The organism is Ochrobactrum sp. EDr1-4, assembly GCF_049199085.1.
GTDB lineage: Bacteria > Pseudomonadota > Alphaproteobacteria > Rhizobiales > Rhizobiaceae > Brucella.
This window is the reverse complement of the sequence record NZ_JBLZOF010000004.1, coordinates 275,199-296,787: the sequence shown is the minus strand read 5'-3', so window position 1 is coordinate 296,787 and position 21,589 is coordinate 275,199. Positions and strand designations below refer to the sequence as shown.

Below are 21,589 nucleotides of genomic sequence, written 5' to 3'. Positions count from 1 at the left end.
AAAAAAGGGCGGAATTTCCGCCCTTTTGTTGTTCAATTAATTTAATGCGTGCCGACCGCTTTGCCATAAACCCGGATGACATTTCTGACGGCTTCGACCATCAGCGCATGGGGCGTGGCTTCAACCTTACCCGCTGCAACGGCGGGATAAAGTGTTCCGAGATACTGGCTGATCAGCGTTTCTGGAATGTTGCGGCCTTCAAGACGCTTGAGCAACGCATTGACGGCAGCAGTCGCTTCCGGGTGCGGCCAGTAATAGCGAATACGATCACTATAGGAGAAATGGCGCTGAAGACGCAGTTCTTCCGCATCACCATGATAATATTTCTCCCAGTTCTTAGGCTCGTTGAGAAGTAGCTTCTCAAGCTTGCCGCGAACGGTTTCTTCTTCGGGCAGCTTGTCGAGGAAAGCCGCAATCTGATCAAGGCCGTAGAGTGCTTCACGCAGCGCGAAAGTTAGACCCGGTCCGACTTTCAAAATGGCAAAGCCGTCATGAACCAGTGCTGATAGTGCCTCAACCGGCTGATAGTCGGTCGAATGGGCTTCAAAGACAAACTGCGGGACCTCGTTGAGAACGCCGCTTAAAGCAGTCGCTTTTTCGCTGTCGTAATAGACAACGTTTTCATTGCCAAATTCCACGCCCGGCTGAACCACAACGCCGATGGCACGCGAGAATGCATCCTCTAAACCAAGGGCTGCAAAAGCCTTGCGATGAATAGCGATGGTTTCAAGGGCTGCATCTGGCTTGGTCAGTTCCAGATCTTCGATTTCTTCCATCGCACCGCCCGGGATCGGAACCTCCGTGCCGACAATATAGACAGGCAGATCGAAGCCGGATTGAACCGCTGCTTTTTCTGCAACCTTGGCAAGACGGGCCGCGCGTTCAGCCGTCACGACATCGGGCAGGGCGACTGGCTCTCCAGCACAGCCCATGGAGGTATCAAGGTGGATTTTGGTGAAGCCAGCACGCACAAAGCCATCCATCATCACTTCGGACTTTGCCAGTGCTTCATCAGCAGACAAATGCTTCCATGGATTTGGGCCGAGGTGATCACCACCCAGAATAAGGCGCTGAGTGTCAAACCCAAGACGCGCTGCGATGTCTTCGACAAAACGGCGGAAATCTGCCGGTGTCATGCCGGTATAGCCGCCATCCTGATTGACCTGATTGCAGGTGGCCTCGATCAGAACGTCGGTGTTGGTTGCAATGCCTTCAAGAAGGGCTGCTTCGATAACCAGAGGATGTGCCGAGCAGATCGAGGTGATGCCTCCGCGCGCACCGCTTGCATAACGGGCGGGAAGTTTGCTCAAGGTCTGAGTGCTGCTCATGACGAGACTCCATATATAAGGTAAATTTCAGAGAGAAATGCGCTGAAGATTGTTATCCAGAGCAAGAACCTCTGGCAGCGGTGTTCCAGCACCGAGATTCGGTGCAGCCACGCCCATCACATCGGCAGGCACAACACAGGCCGCGCGAATGGCTTCTTCAAGCGACACTCCGACGTGCTGAACGAGATTGGCAAGGCAGCCGACCATATCGATATGGGCGCCAGCAAGCGAACCCGCTGCATTAACCAGTGCGCCATCGCGCACCTCAATGCGTTCGCCATAAAGCTCGAAATGATCCGGTCCGCCAATGGTCGACATGGCGTCGGATACAAGGAACATGCGGTCGCGCTTTGGGCGCGCACGCCATGCGACGCCGACCATTTCCCATGCCACATGATGCCCATCAACAATGATGCCAACAAACGCATCGCTGCCAATCGCAGTGCCGACCACACCCGGCTCACGCGATGTCATTGGCGGCATGGCATTGTAAAGATGGGTGAAGCAGCTGATGCCAGCTTCAAGCCCGGCGCGGGCCTGTTCCGTCGTGCCGTTGGTGTGACCGGCGGAAACGACGACACCCATATCAGCGATCTCGCGGATGGTGTCGCCCGGCACCATTTCCGGTGCCAGTGTCAGCATGACAGGCACATCCGCCTTGCGCAGAATTTTCAGCGCCTCAAGCGTGGCTGCATCCATCGGGCGGATGAATTCAACGCGATGTGTACCCTTGCGGGCAGGGTTGAGATGCGGGCCTTCGATATGCAGGCCGAAGAAGCCATCCATGCCCTTGCAATCAACAGCAGCGTGAGCGGCCTGAATGATACGTTCCGGCTCGCAGGTAATGAGCGTTGGCAGAACCCAAGCAGTGCCGAGTTTGCGCAGTGTCGAGATGATATGCGCGATGCCCTTTGCACTGGTTTCCGAATTGAGCATGACGCCGCCCGCACCATTGACCTGCAGGTCGATACAGGCTGGCATCAGCACATGCGGCGTGAGGTCCGGCGTTTCATCCGACTTGCGCGGGCGAAGACGGGTGATGCCATGCTGGCCGATCTCGGCCACCAGACCAGTCTGAAGTCGCCCATTCAGAAACACATAATCGGGGGCGACAAGACGGGTCATTGGGTTTCTCCAGAATGATTAAGTGCGTAGAGCGCAACGCCGCGCGCACCGGAACTATCACCGAAACGTGCAGTTCTGATGGCAGGGATGCGTGTGGGGCCGAGCTTGCGCTTTTCAAATGCCTTTGAGACGCGCTCAGTGACACCATCCATATTGGAAAGACCGCCGCCAAGAACGAAGCAATCCGGATCGACGACGAGCTGCATGGTCAGAAGCGATTCCGCCATCAGATCAGCCCAGTCATCGAGAACCTTTTCTGCATTCGCATCGCCATTGGATGCGCGCAATGTCAGTTCCTGATTGGAGATGGTCTCATTGAGCTTGATTTTAGAAATATCGGCAAGGCCCGTGCCGGAAACATAGCGTTCCATGCAACCTGTCTTGCCGCAGCCGCAAGGGATCAGTGGTAGGCTTTGTTCGCTCAAAATGCGTGCAGGCATACCCGTGTGACCGATTTCCAGCGCTAGACCATTATAGCGCGGCGGAATTTCACCATTGATGACCACACCAGCGCCCATGCCGGTTCCGACAATCAGACCAATCATCGCTTCGCTGCCTTCGGCTGCCCCGCCGTGCGCTTCCGAATAGGCGAAAGCCATGCAGTCGTTCATCAGTGGAAAGCTGCGCCCAAAACGTTTGGCCAGTGCTGCACCGACATCCCGACCTGTGATCGGAATATTGGATGCAAAGCCAAGTCCGTTGGCCGGATCAATCCAACCCGGAAGGCTGATGCCGACGGGCAGATTGGGATTGCCCGCCGTCTCGGTCAGCCATTCAATCTGCGCCGAAAGCCCATCGATGAAGGCATCGAAGTCGCTGACAGGCGTAGGAATACGCCGTGTCAGAACGGTTTCCATATTCGCGTCGAACAGACGGCCCTCAATTTTGGTGCCGCCCAGATCAATAGCGCCGCAGATCATGCTGACCTCGTGTTTCATGCTGCAAAGGGGTAAATCTTAACCCCGGAAACAACGCGTGTCAGGTTGCCCTGATCAATAAATGGATTGTCGATGTTGAGATCGAGTTCTGCCGACCAGCGGGCAGACCAGATTTGCGCCAAAAGCACGTAGAGTACGGCATCCCAGCGGCTGTCACCGGTAAGATCAAGCGCAAGATCACAGTCTTTGCCACCAACAGTCGTAACGGTTGCTGTCGGGAACTGCTGAGCAATTTCAACGGCAATGTCGCGATCATAACGCGCGGTGTGCTGATCCGGGTGAATGAAGACCACAACGCGGGTGTTGCCGACAACCGAGGCTTTTGGACCATGACGGAAGCCGAGCGTGCTATCCCAGTTGGTCATGACCTGACCTGCGGTCAACTCCAGAACCTTGAGTGCGCTTTCGCGCGAAACGCCGGTCAGTGCGCCGGAGCCGAGGAAAATTGCGCGGTCTGGATGCGGGGCAGGCGTTGCGTCGAGCTGCGCAAGTGCCTTAGTACCCGCAGCCGAGAGCTTGTTAAGCTTGTCGGCGACATCAACATTGCCATCAATGCAGGCGAGTGCCGACAAAAGCATCGTCGTGTAGCTGGACGTCATTGCAAAAGCCTGATCGTGCGTTGCCGCTGGCAGAACGATCACGCGCTGTTCGCCCGGGCCTTTTGCATCGCGAACGGCCAGTGCGCTTTCGCCATTGCAGGTAATGTTGAGGCGGTGAGCTTTCGGGAAATGCTCGTCCAGCAGGTCGAGCGTTGCGATGGTTTCCGAGCTGTTGCCGCTGCGGCCGAACTGCACGACGAGCAGTTCGCCATCATCAGACAGCGTTTCAGACGGATTGGAAACGATGTCGGTGGTTGGAATGGCTGTAAGCGAAATCGCGCCCGCCTTAACCGATGCAAGAGCCTGACCGATGAAAGCCGAGGTGCCTGCGCCGCTGAAAACGATACGCTTAACACCCTTGGCGGCGATCCATTCACGGATTTCAGCCGACTGGGTGGCAAGAGGTACTGCCCATGCCTGCCAGATGCCCGGCTGTGCATGAATTTCCTGCCATGTGTGGCTCGTTTCCAGTTTAGTCATTAACGCCGTCCTCTTGGGTACTGATTACACGCACGCCGCGTTCGCGGATGCGGTTGGCTATTTCGTGATTGGGCTCCAGATCGGTTACAATCGCTGTAATCCGATCCATTGCGCAAATACGATGCAGCCGTGGTTTGCTGAATTTGGTCTTGTCGGCCAGCACAATGACACGGCCAGAAGCCTCGATCATCGCGCGGTTCTGATGGGCTTCGTCTTCCAGAAAAGTGCTCACACCTGTTTCGGGATCAACACTATCCGCACCCATGACAAAGGTGTCGAAGCGCATTTCGGAAAGGGCTGTATCGACCAGACGCCCGGAGACTGACATTGTTTCGCGGCGAATGCTGCCGCCGGTTAGCATAACCTGATGCTGCTTATGGCGAAGCACGGTCTGCGCAACGTCGAGACTGCGCGTCATGACGATGAGTGGTGCGAGATTGCCAAGATGTGCCGCCAGTCGTTCGGTGCTGGAACCATTATCGAACAGCACCGCGGTATCGCCTTCAAGGAGACTAACTGCCTTGCGTCCGATTGCATCCTTGGCGTCGAAATTGACGGCGCGACGATCAACCGGATTGGCTTCCACGCCTGCGGGCACGAGGCCGGGGCGCTGGGCAAGCGACAAAGCGAGATCGATACGGAAATCGGCAAGGCCCGCGTAGCCAAAGCGCTGGCAGAAGCGGATGAGCGTTGGCTCAGATGTGCCAAGCTGGCTGCACAATTCGCGTGCAGTGGAGCGAATGAAGCCTACCGGATCGTTTTCGATCAACAGGCATATGCCACGCAGCTTCGGAGTAAGCTCCGGCACTGCTGCTTGCACAGTCTGATAGAGGTCTTCTGTCGGTTGCAACTCCGGCCCTTTCCTTGTGTCGTAATTTTCTATTGAAAAGAAAATTTTACTTCAACACAAATTTCTCAAGTCAGTTGTTTATTTCAACACAAATTTATTTTGCTCCGTTTGTATATCGGCCATTCCTGAGCAAGGGATGGCTGTTTAAATCAGGAAGGTGGCTGTCTGCCATCAGCAATGGCGTTGAGAGCTTCGCGCAGCTCGGCAACTTTCGCTGCTGTGGTTCTTGTTGCGCCCGGCACAGCAAAGCCAAAATTCAGCAAAATCTCATCTGAATCGATTGGCGCACTGCAGGATGCGTGGATTTCAGTGAGATCAGGCAATGCCGCAGCGATCTCGGCAAGTGTTCCCATATTCACGCCCGAACCTGGCATGATGATGATTTTGCCGTTTGCGGCATGCTGCATGGCATTCAAGCGTTCGAGACCGGATACGGCTTTCAACGCGCCGCCTGAACTCAAAATCCGGTTGATGCCAAGCTCGATAGCTATTTGCACGGCATCTGCCGCATCAGGGGTAAGGTCGATTGAACGATGCAAAGCAATTTCAAGGCCATCGGCTGCTTTGACCAGTCGTTGCAGGGCTGGCTTATCAAGCTTGCCATCGGGCAGATTGGCTCCAATCACAACACCTGCGAGGCCGAGGGCACGTGTTGCTGTAATTTCGGCTTCCATGATCTGCAATTCATCTTCGGTCCAGACGAAGCTGCCAGCGCGCGGCCGTATCATCACCATGATCGGAATTGGTGCTTTGGCTGAAAGTTGCATGAGACCGATTGAAGGCGTCAGCCCGCCGATTGCGAGGGCCGAGCATAGCTCAATCCGATCTGCACCGCCTTTAATTGCGGCGTTCAGCCCCTCAGCATCATCGACGCAGACTTCCAGTAATATCCGGCTCAAAGCAATCCCCTCAGTTTTTCTTGTACTCTGCCTTCGCCAGTATCGCGACACCGGCCAATCCCGCGATAGCCCCCATGATGGTGACAGTTCCATAGCCAGCAAAGCTTGTGCCAATTGCAAAAAGCGCTGTGCCGATGCCACCGCCGACAAACATGTTAATTGCGATCAGGGAAGCCGATAGGCCGGGCCGATCATGAATGATGCCAAGCAGATAGCTTATTGGCTGGCTTACGATTGCAGCTGCACCAATCCCCCCAATCGCTGATGCTGCGTAAATCTCCCACCGTGTGGTGAGGAATGCAAGCCAGACCAGATAGATTGCATAAAGCAATGATGCGACAAAGAAGATGCTGATCTGACTTCGGCGGCGGCTAATGCGTGCCCAGACAAGCATGAGCACTGCTTCAAGCCCCGCAACGAAGCCCATGACCATCCCGACATCTTCAACCGTACCGCCACCGCGACCGGTTATGATCAGCGGCAAAGCAATCGCATTCACGTGCAAAACCGATGTGATAAGTGCTATTCCAAGTAGCCTTTTGACGACAAAAGGCGAGAAAAGGCGCTTGAAGTCGTCAAAACTGGAGGCTTTTTTGTGGGTTTTTTCAAGATTCTTGTGGTGATCGTGTGGCATCAATGTGGCAATTGACGCAAAGCAGCCGAGCGCGAGCAATGTCGCAAAGGAATAAGCGGTGAGGGCAGAGCCAGTTCCGGCGAGCGCTGCACCGACAAGTCCGGGCACCAGAATCCATGCGATTGAAATGGCCATACGAACGATGGTGATCGAATCGCTAAGTTCAATCGGCGTCATTCCAGCGGAGTGATTGCGGATATTCGCAAACAAAAGCGTACTGACGACGTTAAAAAGCGCGATTGGTCCGATGGTCGCCAGCGCAAAAACCCAAGGCGTTGGAAACAGCCAGATCAGGCCAAAACCTACAATCCCAAGGGCTGTGACGATGATCATCGGCGCGCGATAACGCCCGATGCGGTCAGATACCAATCCGATGGCAATGCTCGCCGCGAGATTGGCTACAACGGCGCAGAAAGCCACGATAGAATAGGTGAAGTCGCTTAATCCGATGACCTTAATGCCGACAATTGGCTGATAAGGTGTTGTGGCCGCCCCTGCAAAGCCAAAAAACAGGATGGCGATCGTGCTGGCACGCACGATCGGATATTGCCGGACAAGATCAAGGCTCGAGGTCGACATTCGGTGCGCCACTATTTCCAAAACAGGCTTTGTCCTGCACGGCTGAAACCGCACAGGACATGAGGATCAGAATAGCGGATGACGGCGTGCCTGCACAGCAAAGCGCAGCCAGTCTTTTTCCGATGCTGGGGTCCACGCAGCTTCCGCAACAGCCAAAAGGCGCGGGAAGGTGAGGTCGTTGAAATAGGCGTGCGTGGTGAAATGTTCACACCAGATACAAGCCTGAACACCTTTGAGATGCTGCGCCAGTTCTGGCGGAAAATTGCCAGCAGCTTCGTAAGCATAGCTTTCTTCCGGCGTGGAGGCGCCTGCCCAGCCAGCGCCGGGTTCCCACCAGTTATGCGACTGCGCCATATCAAGATAATAGGCCTGACCCGGCGTCATGACGACGTCATAACCTTGCTTTGCAAGCTCAATGCCGATTTCCGGTGCCTGCCATGCCATCAGCAAAGTGCCTTCCGGCTGCACGCCACCACCATGCGCGACTTCGTTCCAGCCAGCGAGAACACGGCCGCGCTGTTCCAGCATGATCTTGAGCTTGCGCATAAACCATGATTGCAGTTCAAAAGTGCCTTCAAGCCCTTCGCGTTCCATTAATTCGCGTGCAAGCGGCGAGCCAATCCATGAATTATCGGCCACTTCGTCGCCGCCAATATGGATATAGCGGCCCGGAAAAAGAGCGACGATATTGTCGAGGATCGTCTTCACGAACTCCCATGTCGCAGGCATTGCGGGGTTGAGCGCATTGTTCGTGAAGCCCTGCACAGTTTTGTAGGACTCATTGGCTTCATTGCGATCTTGAAGATACGGCAATGCGGTCAGCACTGCCTTGCAATGGCCGGGCATATCGACTTCCGGCACCACTTCAATGCCGAGTGATTGCGCATGTGCAACCACTAAGCGGATTTGTTCTTGGGTATAAAAGCCGTGCGACGTTTCTGTCGTATCGCCAAGCTGCGGCAGCATTGGGCTATTCGGAGCGCGGGTTGCGCCAATCCCTGTCAGTTCCGGAAGTTCCGGAATTTCGATGCGCCATGCTTCGTCATCGGTTAAATGCCAATGGAAGGTGTTGAGCCGATACCAGGCCATAATGTCGAGGAAGCGCGTGACTTCATCATGCGTCCAGAAGTGACGCGAAACATCCAGAAGGCAGCCGCGCCAGTCATGGCGTGGGGCATCTTCAATACGGCCCGAAATCGGGAATTTGAAGCGTTCTGCATCTTGCTTTGCGCCATCAAGAATGTGCGCGAGCGCGATAAGTCCATGGCGTGTGCCGTCGACATTGCCACCCGTAACCGTGATCAGGTCAGCGGTGAAATCAATGGTGAAGCCGCTCTTCTTGATGCTCCCGTCGGCTTTGATCGTAACAGCGCGACCGCCATCAACTGCTTTCAGCGAAAAGACCTGACGCGCCTGTGGGAACAGTCGTGCATGAAGCTCCTCAACCAGCGAAAGCGCACGCAGACCCGCAAGATCTGTACCCTCTGCGGGATGCAATGCAATTGGCGTGCTACCTGCCTCAGCCTCGAACTTCACAGGCCATGGCAGCACGGAAAACGGAAGCGTAAGACGGCCTTCCGGCAGACGCGGGCCGGGCAGAGGGAGGTTCTGTCCCGAAAGCGCTAATTCGCCGGTCTCAATGTGGATCAAACGGCCATCAGCACATTTGAGATAAGCCGTCTTCGCTCCGTCATTAACATGGAACGGTGAGCGATTAAGTGGTGCGACGCTCAACGTCCATGTTTCGCCCGGCTTCAATGTGAAGCCTTTGGGCGCAGCTATTTCGTTGAAGCTGCCATCATGCAGGACAAAATGTCCGTTCGTGATCTGCGGCTCTCCAACAATGCGGGTGATGCTGGTGTAGCAAAGTGAGAAATCGGTTAGTGTTTCATCCGACAGGTTAAACACTTCGATTGTCATGGTTCCGGCTGGTGCGGGATTTGCGATCCACGAATTTTCAAGTCGGAATAGGCTAGGCATGCAATTCTCCACCAGCAGATTTATGCGCATTCCGAAACGTAAACCTGTTTTCGGTGAGCGCGTTTTAGATAAGTGAGATCCCGCTGAGTCTTTGTCGGTTTGGCCACAAATCATGCGGGATAGAGGCCTTGGCCTTGTTAGCAACTATATCATCGCCTTCAACAGATTTTGTCCATCCTAAAATTTAGCCGTTTGTGATTTAATGGTTATTAAATTCTTTTGTTGCGATTTTTGCATGACTTCATGCGCTTCGTGCAGCTAGAATCGATCACGAAAATACAACATTTATCCGCAACCCGACGCGTTTTCTGTAAAGTCGTAAATCTGTTAAATAACTGTTTTAATTTGTTAAAATTGCAATTTGACTGCGGAATGATTGCGATTTGTACATATTGAGCTGATTTCGAGCAATATGATTTCTTTTAAGGCAGATGCTCGGGAATGCTATTTCTGAACATCATCAAGTCTGTGTGAAAAGTTTTGGTTTTGCTAAATTCCTTGTGTTTTTTCTTGACATTTTGTGGTGATAATTTTCATCTTACTAAAAAATCGATTGGGAGTTTATCGTGAAAGTCGGCATTGTAGGACTGGGCTATCGTCTGGGTTATTTGGGTTTTGTCTTCAATGCACTTGATCCCGAGTTCGAGATTGTCGGCTATGTAGACCCTGCGCCTGCGGGTATGGCAGAGCTGGATGAGCATGGCATTTCGGCTGGCAAGCAATATGCGACGCCGGAAGAGCTGATCGCCAATGAGGCGTTTGATCTGCTGATGATCGGCTCGCCAAACCATATGCATCTCGATCATATTCGTGTGGGTCTTGAAGCGGGCCTTACGGTTTTCACCGAAAAGCCGATTGTATCCTCGATTGAGCAGACATATGCGCTGGCTGAGCTTTTGGCCAAACACGGTCAGGATCGTTTGCTGGTTGGTCTGGTGCTGCGCTATGCGCCGATGTATCGCGATCTGATGCAGGCCAAGACCGATGGTTTGCTGGGCAATATCGTTTCGGTTGAAGCGGCAGAGCACATCTATCCATATCATGGCGCATTCTTTATGCGCGACTGGCGCCGCTATTCAAAGTGGTCGGGCAGCTTTCTTCTGGAGAAGTGCTGCCACGATCTCGATCTTTACAACAGCGTTATCGGCTCGCGTCCTGAGCGTGTTGCAAGCTTTGGTGGCCGCAAGACCTTCATTCCGGAAAATGATCCGCGTCGTGAAGGTATCAACGATATGTCGCTGTTCCATCGCAAGCCGACGGGCTGGGAGGGTTCCGACAAGGTTTTCGATTCCGATGGTGACATCATCGATTATCAGGTCGCGATCATTGAATATGCCAACGGCGTTGGTATGAACTTCCACACCAATCTGAATGCACCGGACCAGTTCCGTCGCTTTGCGATTTTTGGAACGCGTGGTCAGGCCGAAGGCGATTTCATTCGCGGTTATTTCGATGTGCATGAGGTGCTGAACGAAAAGCGCACCATTCACAAGGAATATGCGACACGCACCGAGCTTTCGCAGCATTATGGCGCAGACGAAAAGATGGCGGAAGAAGTGATCGCACATGTCATGCATGGCGGGCCACTTCCTGTTTCGCCGCTTGATGCGATGGAAGCGGGCATTCTTGCCATGGCAATGGATGAAGCGCGCGAAAAGCGCACGGTCATCGATCTGCGTCCCGTCTGGGATCGCTTCGACGCAGCACTTCAGAAAGTTTGATCTGATACATGGGAATGCAACGCTCCAAAGTCATCTTTGCGTGGGTCATGCTTGCACCGGCACTTATCTATGTGCTGGCAATCGTCGCCTATCCGTTGATCGACACTTTCATCCTGTCCTTCACCGATGCATCGCTGCGCCGCACGACCAATTGGGTCGGCTGGGCCAATTATGAAAAGATCGCCAATGCGCAGTTTATGGCTGTTATTGGCCGGACATTCGTCTGGACGTTCTTTTCGGTGCTGATGAAGATCACGATTGGCATGTTTGGAGCGGTGCTTCTCAATATGGCTTTGCCGGGGCGTGCATTGTTCCGTCTGATGATCATGCCGCCGTGGATTGTACCAATGGCGATTGGCATTTTTATGTGGAGCTGGATGTATAACGGCCAGTTCGGCATGATTTCCGGCATGCTCCAGCGTTTTGGCCTTGTGGATGGACCGATTGCCTTCCTCGCATATGGCAATACAGCCTTCTGGGCAACGATTGTCACGGACGTCTGGATTGGCGTGCCGATGGTGACGCTCTATTTCCTTGCAGCGCTTCAGGCAATCCCAAAAGATCTTTATGAAGCCGCTTGGACTGATGGCGCTGGTCGCATGTATCGTTACCGCCGAGTGACGCTGCCGCTGATGTTACCAGCCATCATCACCATGTCGATGCTCTCGACAATTGCGACATTCAACTCGTTCGACATCATCTGGATTTTGACGCAGGGCGGCCCGAATGGTTCGACCACCACGATGATTATCGACACCTATCAGACGGCTATTGGTTCCAAGCGTTACGGTGAAGGTGCGGCGCGTGCGGTCACGATCTGCATATTCCTCTCGCTGTTCTGCCTTGCCTATTTCCGTGTCACGCGGCGCATCAGCCCCGAAAAGCTGGCATAGGGAGCACCAGAATGAGCCAACCACAAAACACGCCTCTTATCGACCGCTATACGTGGATTGAAAAAATTGCTGCCTATGCAGGGATCGCCATCTTTATGATCTTTCTGCTCGCACCATTCTTTGAAGGGTTTCTGGTTTCATTGAAGCCATTAAACCAGCTGTTCTCTTCGCCTTATCGGTTCTGGCCGGAAAGTGGCAGTTTTGATGCCTATTTTTCAATGTGGAAGAGCGTTCCGCAATTCGGACGATACATCTTCAACTCGTTCTTTATCTCGTCAGTGGTCACAATCATTGTGCTGCTTCTGGTGGTGCCTGCGGCTTACGCCTTCTCGCGTTTTGACTTTCGCGGAGCAGGGCTGATCCTTGGTGGTTTTCTAGCAATCAATATGTTCTCAGGCGCGGTTCTGTTGATCCCGCTGTTCCGTTTGATGCGCAGTTTTCAGCTCCTCAACACCTATGCCGCGATGATCGTGCCGGGCGTTGCCTTCCTCATTCCGGCGGCGATCTGGCTGCTGCGCACCTACATGATGCGCATCCCGCGTGAGCTGAATGAAGCCGCCTATATGGATGGCGCAAGTCACTTCTACACATTGCGCCGGGTTATCCTGCCGATTGCAATGCCGGGCATTATCGTTGTGGCGATCACAACCTTTATCGGCGCCTATGCGCAGCAGTTTATCTTCGCACTGACGTTCAATTCCAAGGCCGAATATATGCCGCTGCCGGTAGGCCTCTTTGCCTTCTTCGGTAAGCAGGAAGTCGTCTGGAATGAGCTGATGGCAGCGTCCTTTGTGGGCATCGCACCGGCGATGATCATCATCTTCCTACTACAGCGCTATCTGGTCGGAGGACTGACCGCAGGTGCTGTGAAGCAATAAAAATCCGTCTAAACATCTATCATCATAAGGGAGTTTTCAGAGGTGACGACGATATTTAAAATGGGAGCTGCGGCGCTTGTTCTCGCAGGCAGCACGATGCTTGGAACGCTCGGCGCATCAGCCGCAGCGCAGGAGATCTCGTGGATCTATTGCGGTGATAAGCTCGACAAGACGCATGACAAATACATCAAGGCCTGGGAAGAAAAGAACCCAGAATGGAAGATCGCTGTTGAAGTGGTCGGCTGGGCACAGTGCCAGGACAAGGCAACTACACTTGCAGCAGCAGGTACACCGCCAGCAATCGCTTATGTCGGTTCGCGCACGCTCAAGGAATTTGCTGACAACGACATGATCGTCCAGGTTCCGATGACGGACGAAGAAAAGGGCGCTTATTTCCCACACGTGGTTGAAACCGTCACCTATGATGGCACCCAGTGGGGCGTTCCAATCGCGCTTTCGACCAAGGTTCTCTACTGGAACAAGGATCTGTTCAAGCAGGCTGGCCTTGATCCGGAGCAGCCACCGCGCACATGGGCTGAAGAAATCGAATTCGCTAAGATCATCAAGGAAAAGACCGGCATTCCAGGCTATGGTCTGTCGGCTAAGACCTTTGACAACACCGTTCACCAGTTCCTGCATTGGGTTTACACCAATGATGGCAAGATCCTGAACGACAAGGGCGAAGTCGTTATCGATAACCCGCAGGTTCTCGCTGCTTTGAAAGCCTATAACGACATCAAGGCTTATTCGCAGGAAGGTCCAACCGCGTATGAGCAGAACGAAGTGCGCGCGATCTTCCTCGACGGTAAAGTCGGTATGATTCAGGGTGGATCGGGTGCAGCCGTTCGTTTGCAGGATTCCAAGTTCAACTGGGGCATTGCAACGCTTCCAGTTGGTCCTGATGCCAAAGGTTCCGGCACGCTGGTCATCACCGACAGCCTGGCTGTTTTCAAGGATTCAGGTGTTGAAGAAAAGGCCGCTGAGTTCGCAAAGTACATCACTTCGCCTGCAATTCAGGAAGAGTATGAGCTTGCAACCGATGAAGGCCTGACACCAATGCGTCCGTCGCCAGCCGTTGATAAGGTTATGGTTGACATTCCTTACTGGCGTCCGTTGATCGAAGGCATTCAGTATGGTGGCGCAGAGCCGCTTTTCACTGATTGGCGCGGTTTCCAGAATGTCATGATCGCCATGGTTCAGTCCGTTGTTACAGGCGATGCAAAGCCTGAAGACGCACTGAAGAAGGCTGATGAAGAGCTGAAGAACCTTAGATAAAACTGAGACAGAGCCGCCCTGCCGGATCATTCAGCAGGGCGGTACTACAACGAGTTTTCGGCCGCAGGAGAGCAGCGTGGGAAAATTATCCCTCAAGAATATTGTCAAGAGCTTCGGCCAGTTTGACGTCGTCAAGAACGTATCCCTTGAAGTGAACGAAGGCGAGTTCATGGTCTTTGTCGGACCATCGGGCTGCGGCAAGTCCACGCTTTTGCGCATGATCGCTGGTCTTGAGGATACGACGTCGGGCGATATCATCATTGATGAGAAGCGCGTCAATGACCTGCCTCCGGTCAAGCGCGGCATCGCGATGGTATTTCAGAGCTATGCGCTCTATCCGCATATGAGCGTTTACGAAAATATCGCATTTCCATTGCGCGTCGAAGGTGCGGATAACGCGACCATCAAGCGCAAGGTGGAACATGCGGCCTCGATCCTGCATCTCGATCAACGGCTTGAGCAGAAGCCCGGTATGCTGTCCGGTGGCCAGCGTCAGCGCGTAGCGATTGGCCGTGCGATTGTGCGCGAGCCGAAGATTTTCCTGTTCGATGAGCCGCTTTCTAACCTCGATGCAGCGCTTCGCGCCGATATGCGTATTGAACTGACCAAGCTGCACAAGCAGCTTGGTGCAACCATGATCTATGTGACGCATGATCAGGTTGAAGCCATGACCATGGCTGATCGTATCGTGGTGCTTGAAGGTGGCAACATCTCGCAGGTTGGTACGCCACTCGAACTATACAACAAGCCGCGCAACAGCTTCGTTGCAGGCTTCATCGGCAACCCGCGCATGAATATGCTGCCGGTCACTTTTGCTGGATTTGAGAGCAACGGCTATGCGCGTGTGAAGCTCGGAAGCAACGAATTGGTTCTGCCGGTTCTTTGCGAGGAAGCCGCGCGTCCAGACGTCGGCCAGACGCTTACACTGGGCATTCGTCCAGAGCATGTTGCAATCGGCGAAGGTGCAGTTGCAATCACGGTGCAGCCATCTGTTGTTGAGCGACTTGGTCAGCAGACAATCGTTTACAGCACCCCGGAAGGCATGAGCGAGACATTCTGCATCATTACGCCGGGCACAGCGCCGATCTCTGGTGATGCTTCGATCAAGGCAAGTTTTGATGCACAATCCTGCCATTTGTTCGATCAGAATGGCATTGCCTTTACAAGACAGGGCGATTTCTCGAATTAAACTTCGAGCACCATTCTGTAGCTAATAAAAAAGGGCGGAATTTCCGCCCTTTTTTGTTATATTTATTTAATGCGTGCCCACTGCTTTGCCATAAACCCGGATGACATTTCTGACGGCTTCGACCATCAGCGCATGGGGCGTGGCTTCAACCTTGCCAGATGCAACAGCCGGATAAAGCGTGCCGAGATACTGGCTAATCAGTGTTTCTGGAATTTTGCGACCTTCAAGACGCTTGAGCAGTGAATTGACGGCAGCTGTGGCTTCCGAATGTGGCCAGTAATAGCGAATGCGGTCGCTATAGGAGAAATGGCGCTGAAGACGCAGCTCTTCTGCATCGCCATGATAATATTTCTCCCAGTTCTTCGGCTCGTTGAGAAGCAGCTTCTCAAGCTTGCCGCGAACGGTTTCTTCTTCTGGCAGTTTATCGAGGAATGCTGCAATTTGATCAAGGCCGTAGAGTGCTTCACGCAGCGCAAAAGTCAGACCCGGTCCGACTTTCAGAATGGCAAAGCCATCATGAACCAGCGCCGACAGCGCCTCAACGGGCTGATAGTCGGTCGAATGGGCTTCAAAGACAAACTGCGGGATCTCGTTGAGAACGCCGCTTAAAGCAGTTGCTTTTTCACTATCATAATAGACAACGTTTTCATTGCCGAATTCCACGCCCGGCTGCACGACAACACCGATGGCGCGCGCGAATGCATCCTCTAGGCCAAGGGCTGCAAAAGCCTTGCGATGAATGGCGATGGTTTCAAGGGCTGCATCTGGCTTGGTCAGTTCCAGATCTTCGATTTCTTCCATTGCGCCGCCCGGGATGGGAACTTCGGTCCCGACAATATAGACAGGCAGATCAAAGCCGGATTGAGCCGCTGCTTTTTCAGCAACCTTGGCAAGTCGCGCAGCGCGTTCTGCGGTCACAGCATCGGGCAGGGCGACGGGCTCACCAGCGCAGCCCATGGACGTATCGAGATGAATCTTGGTGAAGCCTGCACGCACAAAGCCATCCATCATCACTTCGGACTTGGCCATGGCTTCTTCAGCAGAGAGATGCTTCCAAGGATTTGGGCCGAGGTGATCGCCACCCAGAATAAGCCGCTTGGTATCAAAGCCGAGACGCGCTGCGATCTCTTCGACAAAACGGCGGAAATCAGCCGGTGTCATGCCGGTATAGCCGCCATCCTGATTGACCTGATTGCAGGTCGCTTCGATTAGAACGTCGGTGTTGGTGGCAATGCCTTCAAGAAGGGCTGCTTCGATAACCAGAGGATGTGCCGAGCAGATCGAGGTGATGCCTCCACGCGCACCGCTTGCATAACGGGCGGGAAGATTGCGTAAACTCTGAGTGCTGCTCATGAAGAGACTCCGTTTTTGGCGATGAATGCGTTGATTTCATCCATCGTTGATGTGCCTTCCATCGGGCCTTTGACGCCGACGGCGCGTGCGCCTGTCGCGTTGGCTATGGTCAAGGCTTCCTTTGGTGCGAGATCGCGCAACCAGCAGGTGACAAAGGCTGCGCCAAAGCTGTCACCTGCGCCTGTTGGATCGATCTCATCGACTTTAAATGCGTGTGCTGTGACTTCGCCGGAATGGTCGAAGTAGCTTGCACCTTCAGCGCCACGCTTAATGACGATTACCTTGATGCCACGATCGAGCAATTCTTCGATAGCGGCTTTTTCATCAGTCGCTTTGGTGAAGAGGAAAATTTCAGGCCCACTTGGCATGAACAAATCGGTATGTTCAAGCGCATGGACGAGTGCCTCGCGCATACCCGGCAGATCGAGCATTTCCTTGCGGATATTCGGATCAAACGAGACCGTGCCGCCTTTAGCTTTGATGCGCAGCGTTGCTTCGTGGATAGCGTCGACAATACCATCAGAAAACAGTGCTGAACCCATAATATGCAGATGGTCGGCAGTCTCGATTAGCTTTTCCGCATCAGATGTCAGCGCAATTGCGCTGCATGCACTGTGCTTGATGTTGAAGATGAAGTCGCGATTGCCATCCGGACGATAACGTACGAATGCGCTGCCAGTGGCGGCTGTTGGATGCACGCTGATTGCCGAAACATCAACGCCGTCTTTTTGCAAGCGCTCGATATTAAGCGTGCCAAAGTCGTCATTGCCTACGGCGCTGACCATGCCGCAAGGCTGGCCCATTTTAGCTGCCTGATCAATGAAGATTGCCGGTGCGCCGGAAGCAAAAGGGCCAATCAATGGAATGGCGCTTTTGAAGCCATTGCCGGTTTCGATGGCCATGATCTCAACGACGATTTCGCCGATTGTGATGATCTTTTTCATGCGATGCACCAAACTATGTTCTGACGGATTTAGAGCGGACATCGAGCCAAACGGCGACGAGAATGACGACACCTTTGACGATGAGCTGATAGAAATATGGCACCGACAGCATGTTCATGCCGTTGTTGATGACGCCGATAATCAACGCGCCAAGGATTGTACCGACCATCGTTCCCACGCCACCAGCGAGCGATGTTCCACCAAGGACCACGGCCGCGACGGCATCGAGTTCGTAACCCATGCCCGCATTGGTTTGCGCCGAAGACAAGCGCGATGAGAGCAGGATGCCACTGATTGCAGCCATGACGCCCGAAATCATGAAGACGATAATCTTAATGCGATCCACGCGAATGCCAGAATAAACCGCCGCTTCCTTGTTGCCACCTGCGAGATAAACCCGGCGGCCAAAAACCGTCTTGGACAACACAACGTAGTTGAAGAGGAACAGAAACCCAACGATCCAGATGATGATTGGCAAGCCGAGCCAGCTTTCAGAGCCGATTGCGAGCCATGTTTCATTCTCGATGATTTCAGGCGCACCGTTGGTTGGCAGGCTGACCATGCCGCGATAAATGCCCATTGTGGCAACCGTCACAATGAAGGACGGAAGCATGAGCTTTGCCGAGAGTACACCGTTCAGTCCGCCCATGATCGCACCGGCAGCCAGTGTGAATATGACGGTCGGCGCAAAGCCGAAGCCCATAGAAAATGCCTGTGCCGCAACCATGCCAGCAACAGCCATCATTGAACCCACAGAAAGATCGATTTCACCAAGCAGGATCACATAGGTCATGCCGTAGGCTGCAACCGCGATCACGGCGACCTGCTGCATGATGTTCATGAAGTTATTGAATGCGAGGAAGCGCGGGTTCAAAACTGCAAAAACAATGCAGAGAACGGCCAGCGAAAGGACGATGCCGCCATATTGACGGATCATCGGAGAAGAGAAAAGCGAACGACGAACTTCTGCGTCTGCGGCTTTTTTTTGAATGTCTTGTGCGTTGCTCATTGATGCATTCCTGCTGCGTAGCTCATGACGGTTTCTGGTGTGAGGCCATCTGCATCAAGTGTTGCGGCGACATGCTTATTATGCATGACGACAACGCGATCACTCAGACCCAGAACTTCTGGCAACTCGGACGAAACCATCAGGATCGCCGCACCATGGGCGGCAAGTTCACGGATGATGCGATAGATTTCAAATTTTGCGCCAACATCGACGCCGCGGGTTGGCTCATCAAGGATGAGCACTTTTGGCTTCATCTGAAGCCACTTTGCCAGAACGATTTTCTGCTGATTGCCGCCGCTGAGAGACCCGGCAATCGTGTCAAGCGATGCGGTCTTGATCGCCAGTCGCAGCACTTCGGCTTTTGCGCTGGCGCGTTCAGCCGACGAGCGCATCATGCCAAAAGGACCGGCCAGCTGTCCGAGAGCAACCATATTGATGTTGCGCTCGACGCTCTGCGGCAGAACGAGACCTTCTTCCTTGCGGTTCTCCGTCACAAAAGCGATGCCGTGCGCAATTGCCTGTGTTGGAGAGGTGAGGGTGATGGATTGACCGTCGAGTTTTATGTCGCCGGTTGGATGTAGCATGCCAAAGAGCGCTTTCATCACATCCGAACGACCGGAGCCGACGAGGCCAAACAAACCAAGTACTTCGCCGGGCTTTACATCAATGGAAACGTCATTGAACTTGCCCGGAACTGAAAGGTTCTTTGTTTCCAGAATAGCTGGAACGATTGCCGATGGGCGCGGTGCCTCACGCGGGGGATAGATGTCGTTCATCTCACGACCGACCATCAAGGCGATCAGTTTTTCAATGCTGGTCTGGCTTTTTTCGGTCGTCGTCACATATTCCCCATCGCGCACGACCGTAATGTCGTCGGACAGTCGCATGATTTCTTCCATGCGGTGCGAAATGTAGATGACGGCGGTTCCACGCGCTTTTAGACGTTCTATGATGGTGAACAGAATTTCGGCTTCGCTGTCAGAAAGCGATGATGTCGGCTCGTCCAGGATCACGACATCTGCCGGTTGGCTAAGACCCTTTGCGATTTCAACAAGTTGTCGCTGCGCAATCGACAAATCGCCGACTTTGGCGCGTGCATCAACGGGCAGACCCAGTTCTGCAATAAGCTTGCTGGCTTCGGCATTGAGCTCCCGTTCGCGGATAAAACCAAAGCGGCTCGGCTCATTATTCGCCAGAATGTTCTCAGCAACCGATAGATTGCGAGACAGGCTCAATTCCTGAAACACGATTGAAATACCGCTGGTGCGTGCGTCGCGCGGGTTCTTAGGCGTATAAGGCGTGCCCTTGAGCAGAATTGTGCCTGATGTCGGCTTGAAAACACCGGCAAGGATTTTCATCAGAGTGGATTTGCCCGCACCGTTTTCGCCGAGCAATGTGTGCACACGCCCGCGCCGGACAGTCAGGTTCATGCGTTTGAGTGCAACAACAGGGCCAAATGTTTTGGCAACATTGCTGATCTCAAGCACAACGTCCGGTTTGGTCTCGGTAGTAGAATTGATAGCGGTCATCGGAAGTCTCCGCTCTCCATTTGAGGCTTGTATTTATCGCGCTCGAAAATGCGCGAAGCTATAGCCTTGTATCGATAATGTGCTGCGGCGGCACTGACGCGTGGTGATCGTCGTGCCGCCGCGCACTAAAGAGAAACGACGACTGGGAGGAGATGCCGTCGTTTCACGCGGTTCTACTTGGTTTCGCCGTCCTTGGTGACAACACCCGGTACGATTGGCTGCTTCGCAGGAACTTCTTCGCCCTTGATCACTTTAACAGCGGTTTCGACGGCAACCTTTCCCATTTGATCAGGATACTGCGCAATTACGCCGACCATGATCGGGTCGTTTTTGACTGCATTGCGGGCCTCTTCCATGCCGTCAAAGCCGATAACCTTAACCTGATTTTCGAGCTTTGCAGCTTTTACAGCGGAAGCCGCGGCCAGCGCTGCGTCATCACCAAATCCGAAGATGCCGACGATATCAGGATTGGCCTGAATGATGTTCTGAGCAGCAGCAAGCGCTTCTGAGCGGGTGATGCCCGGCTGAATCGAAACGATCTTGATGTCTGGATGGTTTGCGATGGCTTTCTTGAAGCCTTCGACGCGGTCAACAACCGACTGAACTGTCGGGTATTCGATGACAGCAACATTACCCTTGTCGCCAATGGATTTTGCCATCAGCTCGCCAGCCTTTTCGCCGCCGGCAAAATTGTCGGTGCCAACAAAGGAAGTCACATCGATATTGTTGGCTGGAACGTCAACGGTGATAACCTTGATACCAGCCTTCTGAGCCTTGGTGATAGCCGAGCGAACGCCCTTGCTGTCAACTGGCGAGATGATGATGACATCCACGCCCTTGGTGATGAAATCTTCAACGTCAGCAAGCTGCTTGCTGAGATCCTGATTGGCAATGGACACTTCGAGCGGCACATTTTCTGCCTGCGCTTCCTTCTTCATCGCTTCTGCGAGCGAGATGTAGAAAGGATGCTGCTGGGTGAGAAGCGATGCACCAATGCCTTCGGCGGAAGCAACGCCTGCCATCATGGCAAGGGCTACGCCAGAAAAAAGAATACGACCAAGCGATTTACGAAACATAATTTCCTCCGTGTAGAACCGGCATTTGCCGGGACGTCCTTCTGATTAGGGACACATAAACATTTCCTGCTGGGTTCAAGATTGTCGCCAATCCTAAAACCTCCCGGAAGGGCAGGTTCCTTCCTAAGCCCGTCTTAGGGCCTTTATTAGACATGATAGAGCCTGTTCGATGAGTCAATATAAAATTTATCACGTGTAAAATTTATAACGATTTAAAATTTGGATTTTGACGAAAGGTGAGGTCGATTTCATATTAAGAATCAAGGATTCGCCGCATATCCGTGCAAATTAGAGTTGCTTCTGTTAAAAA

Annotated in this window: 18 protein-coding genes; 5 read left to right on the top strand and 13 right to left on the bottom strand. The window is 53.4% G+C overall.

Going from position 1 to position 21,589, the window contains the following annotated elements:
- Window positions 1–41: 41 nt before the first annotated feature.
- The 8 genes from ACOZHT_RS16270 to ACOZHT_RS16235 form a co-directional block, all read right to left on the bottom strand.
- On the bottom strand, window positions 42–1,328 hold the full coding sequence (locus tag ACOZHT_RS16270; protein WP_339512402.1) for a D-tagatose-bisphosphate aldolase, class II, non-catalytic subunit: 1,287 nt from the start codon (window positions 1,326–1,328) through the stop codon (window positions 42–44).
- Window positions 1,329–1,355: 27 nt separating this feature from the next.
- Window positions 1,356–2,453, bottom strand: a complete 1,098-nt coding sequence (gene nagA / locus ACOZHT_RS16265; protein ID WP_339512404.1) for an N-acetylglucosamine-6-phosphate deacetylase — start codon at window positions 2,451–2,453, stop codon at window positions 1,356–1,358.
- Window positions 2,450–3,373 (bottom strand): ROK family protein, encoded by a 924-nt coding sequence (locus ACOZHT_RS16260; protein WP_421566006.1) that lies wholly within the window; start codon window positions 3,371–3,373, stop codon window positions 2,450–2,452. Before ACOZHT_RS16260 ends, nagA begins: the two co-directional genes overlap by 4 nt.
- Before the next feature lie 14 nt (window positions 3,374–3,387).
- A complete protein-coding gene (locus tag ACOZHT_RS16255; protein ID WP_339512408.1) occupies window positions 3,388–4,470 on the bottom strand; it encodes an SIS domain-containing protein in 1,083 nt (360 codons plus the stop codon).
- Window positions 4,463–5,320: a DeoR/GlpR family DNA-binding transcription regulator gene (locus ACOZHT_RS16250; protein ID WP_421566005.1), complete on the bottom strand. Its 858-nt coding sequence runs from the start codon at window positions 5,318–5,320 to the stop codon at window positions 4,463–4,465. Before ACOZHT_RS16250 ends, ACOZHT_RS16255 begins: the two co-directional genes overlap by 8 nt.
- Window positions 5,321–5,469: 149 nt before the next feature.
- Window positions 5,470–6,219, bottom strand: a complete 750-nt coding sequence (locus ACOZHT_RS16245; RefSeq protein WP_339512412.1) for a copper homeostasis protein CutC — start codon at window positions 6,217–6,219, stop codon at window positions 5,470–5,472.
- A 10-nt stretch (window positions 6,220–6,229) separates the two neighbouring features.
- The gene (locus ACOZHT_RS16240; protein ID WP_339512414.1) at window positions 6,230–7,432 is read right to left on the bottom strand and encodes an MFS transporter; all 1,203 of its coding nucleotides are present in this window, start codon (window positions 7,430–7,432) and stop codon (window positions 6,230–6,232) included.
- Window positions 7,433–7,498: 66 nt separating this feature from the next.
- Window positions 7,499–9,412: a family 20 glycosylhydrolase gene (locus ACOZHT_RS16235; protein WP_339512416.1), complete on the bottom strand. Its 1,914-nt coding sequence runs from the start codon at window positions 9,410–9,412 to the stop codon at window positions 7,499–7,501.
- Between the two features lie 566 nt (window positions 9,413–9,978).
- Between ACOZHT_RS16235 and ACOZHT_RS16230 the strand changes: the two genes are divergently transcribed.
- From ACOZHT_RS16230 to ACOZHT_RS16210, 5 genes are all read left to right on the top strand, one after another.
- The gene (locus ACOZHT_RS16230) at window positions 9,979–11,133 is read left to right on the top strand and encodes a Gfo/Idh/MocA family oxidoreductase (RefSeq protein WP_310016030.1); all 1,155 of its coding nucleotides are present in this window, start codon (window positions 9,979–9,981) and stop codon (window positions 11,131–11,133) included.
- Between the two features lie 8 nt (window positions 11,134–11,141).
- Complete coding sequence (locus tag ACOZHT_RS16225) at window positions 11,142–12,026, top strand: sugar ABC transporter permease (protein ID WP_339512420.1); 885 nt, start codon at window positions 11,142–11,144, stop codon at window positions 12,024–12,026.
- Between the two features lie 11 nt (window positions 12,027–12,037).
- Complete coding sequence (locus ACOZHT_RS16220) at window positions 12,038–12,904, top strand: carbohydrate ABC transporter permease (protein WP_339512421.1); 867 nt, start codon at window positions 12,038–12,040, stop codon at window positions 12,902–12,904.
- 60 nt (window positions 12,905–12,964) lie between these two features.
- On the top strand, window positions 12,965–14,179 hold the full coding sequence (locus ACOZHT_RS16215; RefSeq protein ID WP_339512625.1) for a sugar ABC transporter substrate-binding protein: 1,215 nt from the start codon (window positions 12,965–12,967) through the stop codon (window positions 14,177–14,179).
- 76 nt (window positions 14,180–14,255) lie between these two features.
- Complete coding sequence (locus ACOZHT_RS16210) at window positions 14,256–15,368, top strand: ABC transporter ATP-binding protein (protein WP_421566004.1); 1,113 nt, start codon at window positions 14,256–14,258, stop codon at window positions 15,366–15,368.
- A 66-nt stretch (window positions 15,369–15,434) separates the two neighbouring features.
- Here the strand turns inward: ACOZHT_RS16210 and ACOZHT_RS16205 are convergent, their stop codons facing one another.
- From ACOZHT_RS16205 to ACOZHT_RS16185, 5 genes are all read right to left on the bottom strand, one after another.
- Window positions 15,435–16,721 carry a D-tagatose-bisphosphate aldolase, class II, non-catalytic subunit gene (locus ACOZHT_RS16205; protein ID WP_421566003.1) on the bottom strand — a complete coding sequence of 429 codons (1,287 nt, stop codon included), beginning with the start codon at window positions 16,719–16,721 and terminating at the stop codon, window positions 15,435–15,437.
- Window positions 16,718–17,665: a sugar kinase gene (locus ACOZHT_RS16200; RefSeq protein ID WP_421566002.1), complete on the bottom strand. Its 948-nt coding sequence runs from the start codon at window positions 17,663–17,665 to the stop codon at window positions 16,718–16,720. Before ACOZHT_RS16200 ends, ACOZHT_RS16205 begins: the two co-directional genes overlap by 4 nt.
- A gap of 13 nt (window positions 17,666–17,678) precedes the next feature.
- Window positions 17,679–18,602, bottom strand: coding sequence for an ABC transporter permease (locus tag ACOZHT_RS16195; RefSeq protein ID WP_421566020.1), 924 nt, complete (start codon window positions 18,600–18,602; stop codon window positions 17,679–17,681).
- Between the two features lie 68 nt (window positions 18,603–18,670).
- Window positions 18,671–20,203, bottom strand: coding sequence for a sugar ABC transporter ATP-binding protein (locus tag ACOZHT_RS16190; protein ID WP_339512429.1), 1,533 nt, complete (start codon window positions 20,201–20,203; stop codon window positions 18,671–18,673).
- A gap of 173 nt (window positions 20,204–20,376) precedes the next feature.
- Window positions 20,377–21,279 (bottom strand): substrate-binding domain-containing protein, encoded by a 903-nt coding sequence (locus ACOZHT_RS16185; RefSeq protein WP_339512431.1) that lies wholly within the window; start codon window positions 21,277–21,279, stop codon window positions 20,377–20,379.
- Between the last annotated feature and the right edge of the window lie 310 nt (window positions 21,280–21,589).

Bases quoted from the DNA above. Each gene is read 5' to 3' on its own strand.
- ACOZHT_RS16270 (WP_339512402.1), bottom strand. From the start codon at position 1,328: ATGAGCAGCACTCAGACCTTGAGCAAACTTCCCGCCCGTTATGCAAGC.
- nagA (WP_339512404.1), bottom strand. From the start codon at position 2,453: ATGACCCGTCTTGTCGCCCCCGATTATGTGTTTCTGAATGGGCGACTT.
- ACOZHT_RS16260 (WP_421566006.1), bottom strand. From the start codon at position 3,373: ATGATCTGCGGCGCTATTGATCTGGGCGGCACCAAAATTGAGGGCCGT.
- ACOZHT_RS16255 (WP_339512408.1), bottom strand. From the start codon at position 4,470: ATGACTAAACTGGAAACGAGCCACACATGGCAGGAAATTCATGCACAG.
- ACOZHT_RS16240 (WP_339512414.1), bottom strand. From the start codon at position 7,432: ATGTCGACCTCGAGCCTTGATCTTGTCCGGCAATATCCGATCGTGCGT.
- ACOZHT_RS16235 (WP_339512416.1), bottom strand. From the start codon at position 9,412: ATGCCTAGCCTATTCCGACTTGAAAATTCGTGGATCGCAAATCCCGCA.
- ACOZHT_RS16225 (WP_339512420.1), top strand. From the start codon at position 11,142: ATGGGAATGCAACGCTCCAAAGTCATCTTTGCGTGGGTCATGCTTGCA.
- ACOZHT_RS16220 (WP_339512421.1), top strand. From the start codon at position 12,038: ATGAGCCAACCACAAAACACGCCTCTTATCGACCGCTATACGTGGATT.
- ACOZHT_RS16215 (WP_339512625.1), top strand. From the start codon at position 12,965: ATGGGAGCTGCGGCGCTTGTTCTCGCAGGCAGCACGATGCTTGGAACG.
- ACOZHT_RS16205 (WP_421566003.1), bottom strand. From the start codon at position 16,721: ATGAGCAGCACTCAGAGTTTACGCAATCTTCCCGCCCGTTATGCAAGC.
- ACOZHT_RS16200 (WP_421566002.1), bottom strand. From the start codon at position 17,665: ATGAAAAAGATCATCACAATCGGCGAAATCGTCGTTGAGATCATGGCC.
- ACOZHT_RS16195 (WP_421566020.1), bottom strand. From the start codon at position 18,602: ATGATCCGTCAATATGGCGGCATCGTCCTTTCGCTGGCCGTTCTCTGC.
- ACOZHT_RS16190 (WP_339512429.1), bottom strand. From the start codon at position 20,203: ATGACCGCTATCAATTCTACTACCGAGACCAAACCGGACGTTGTGCTT.
- ACOZHT_RS16185 (WP_339512431.1), bottom strand. From the start codon at position 21,279: ATGTTTCGTAAATCGCTTGGTCGTATTCTTTTTTCTGGCGTAGCCCTT.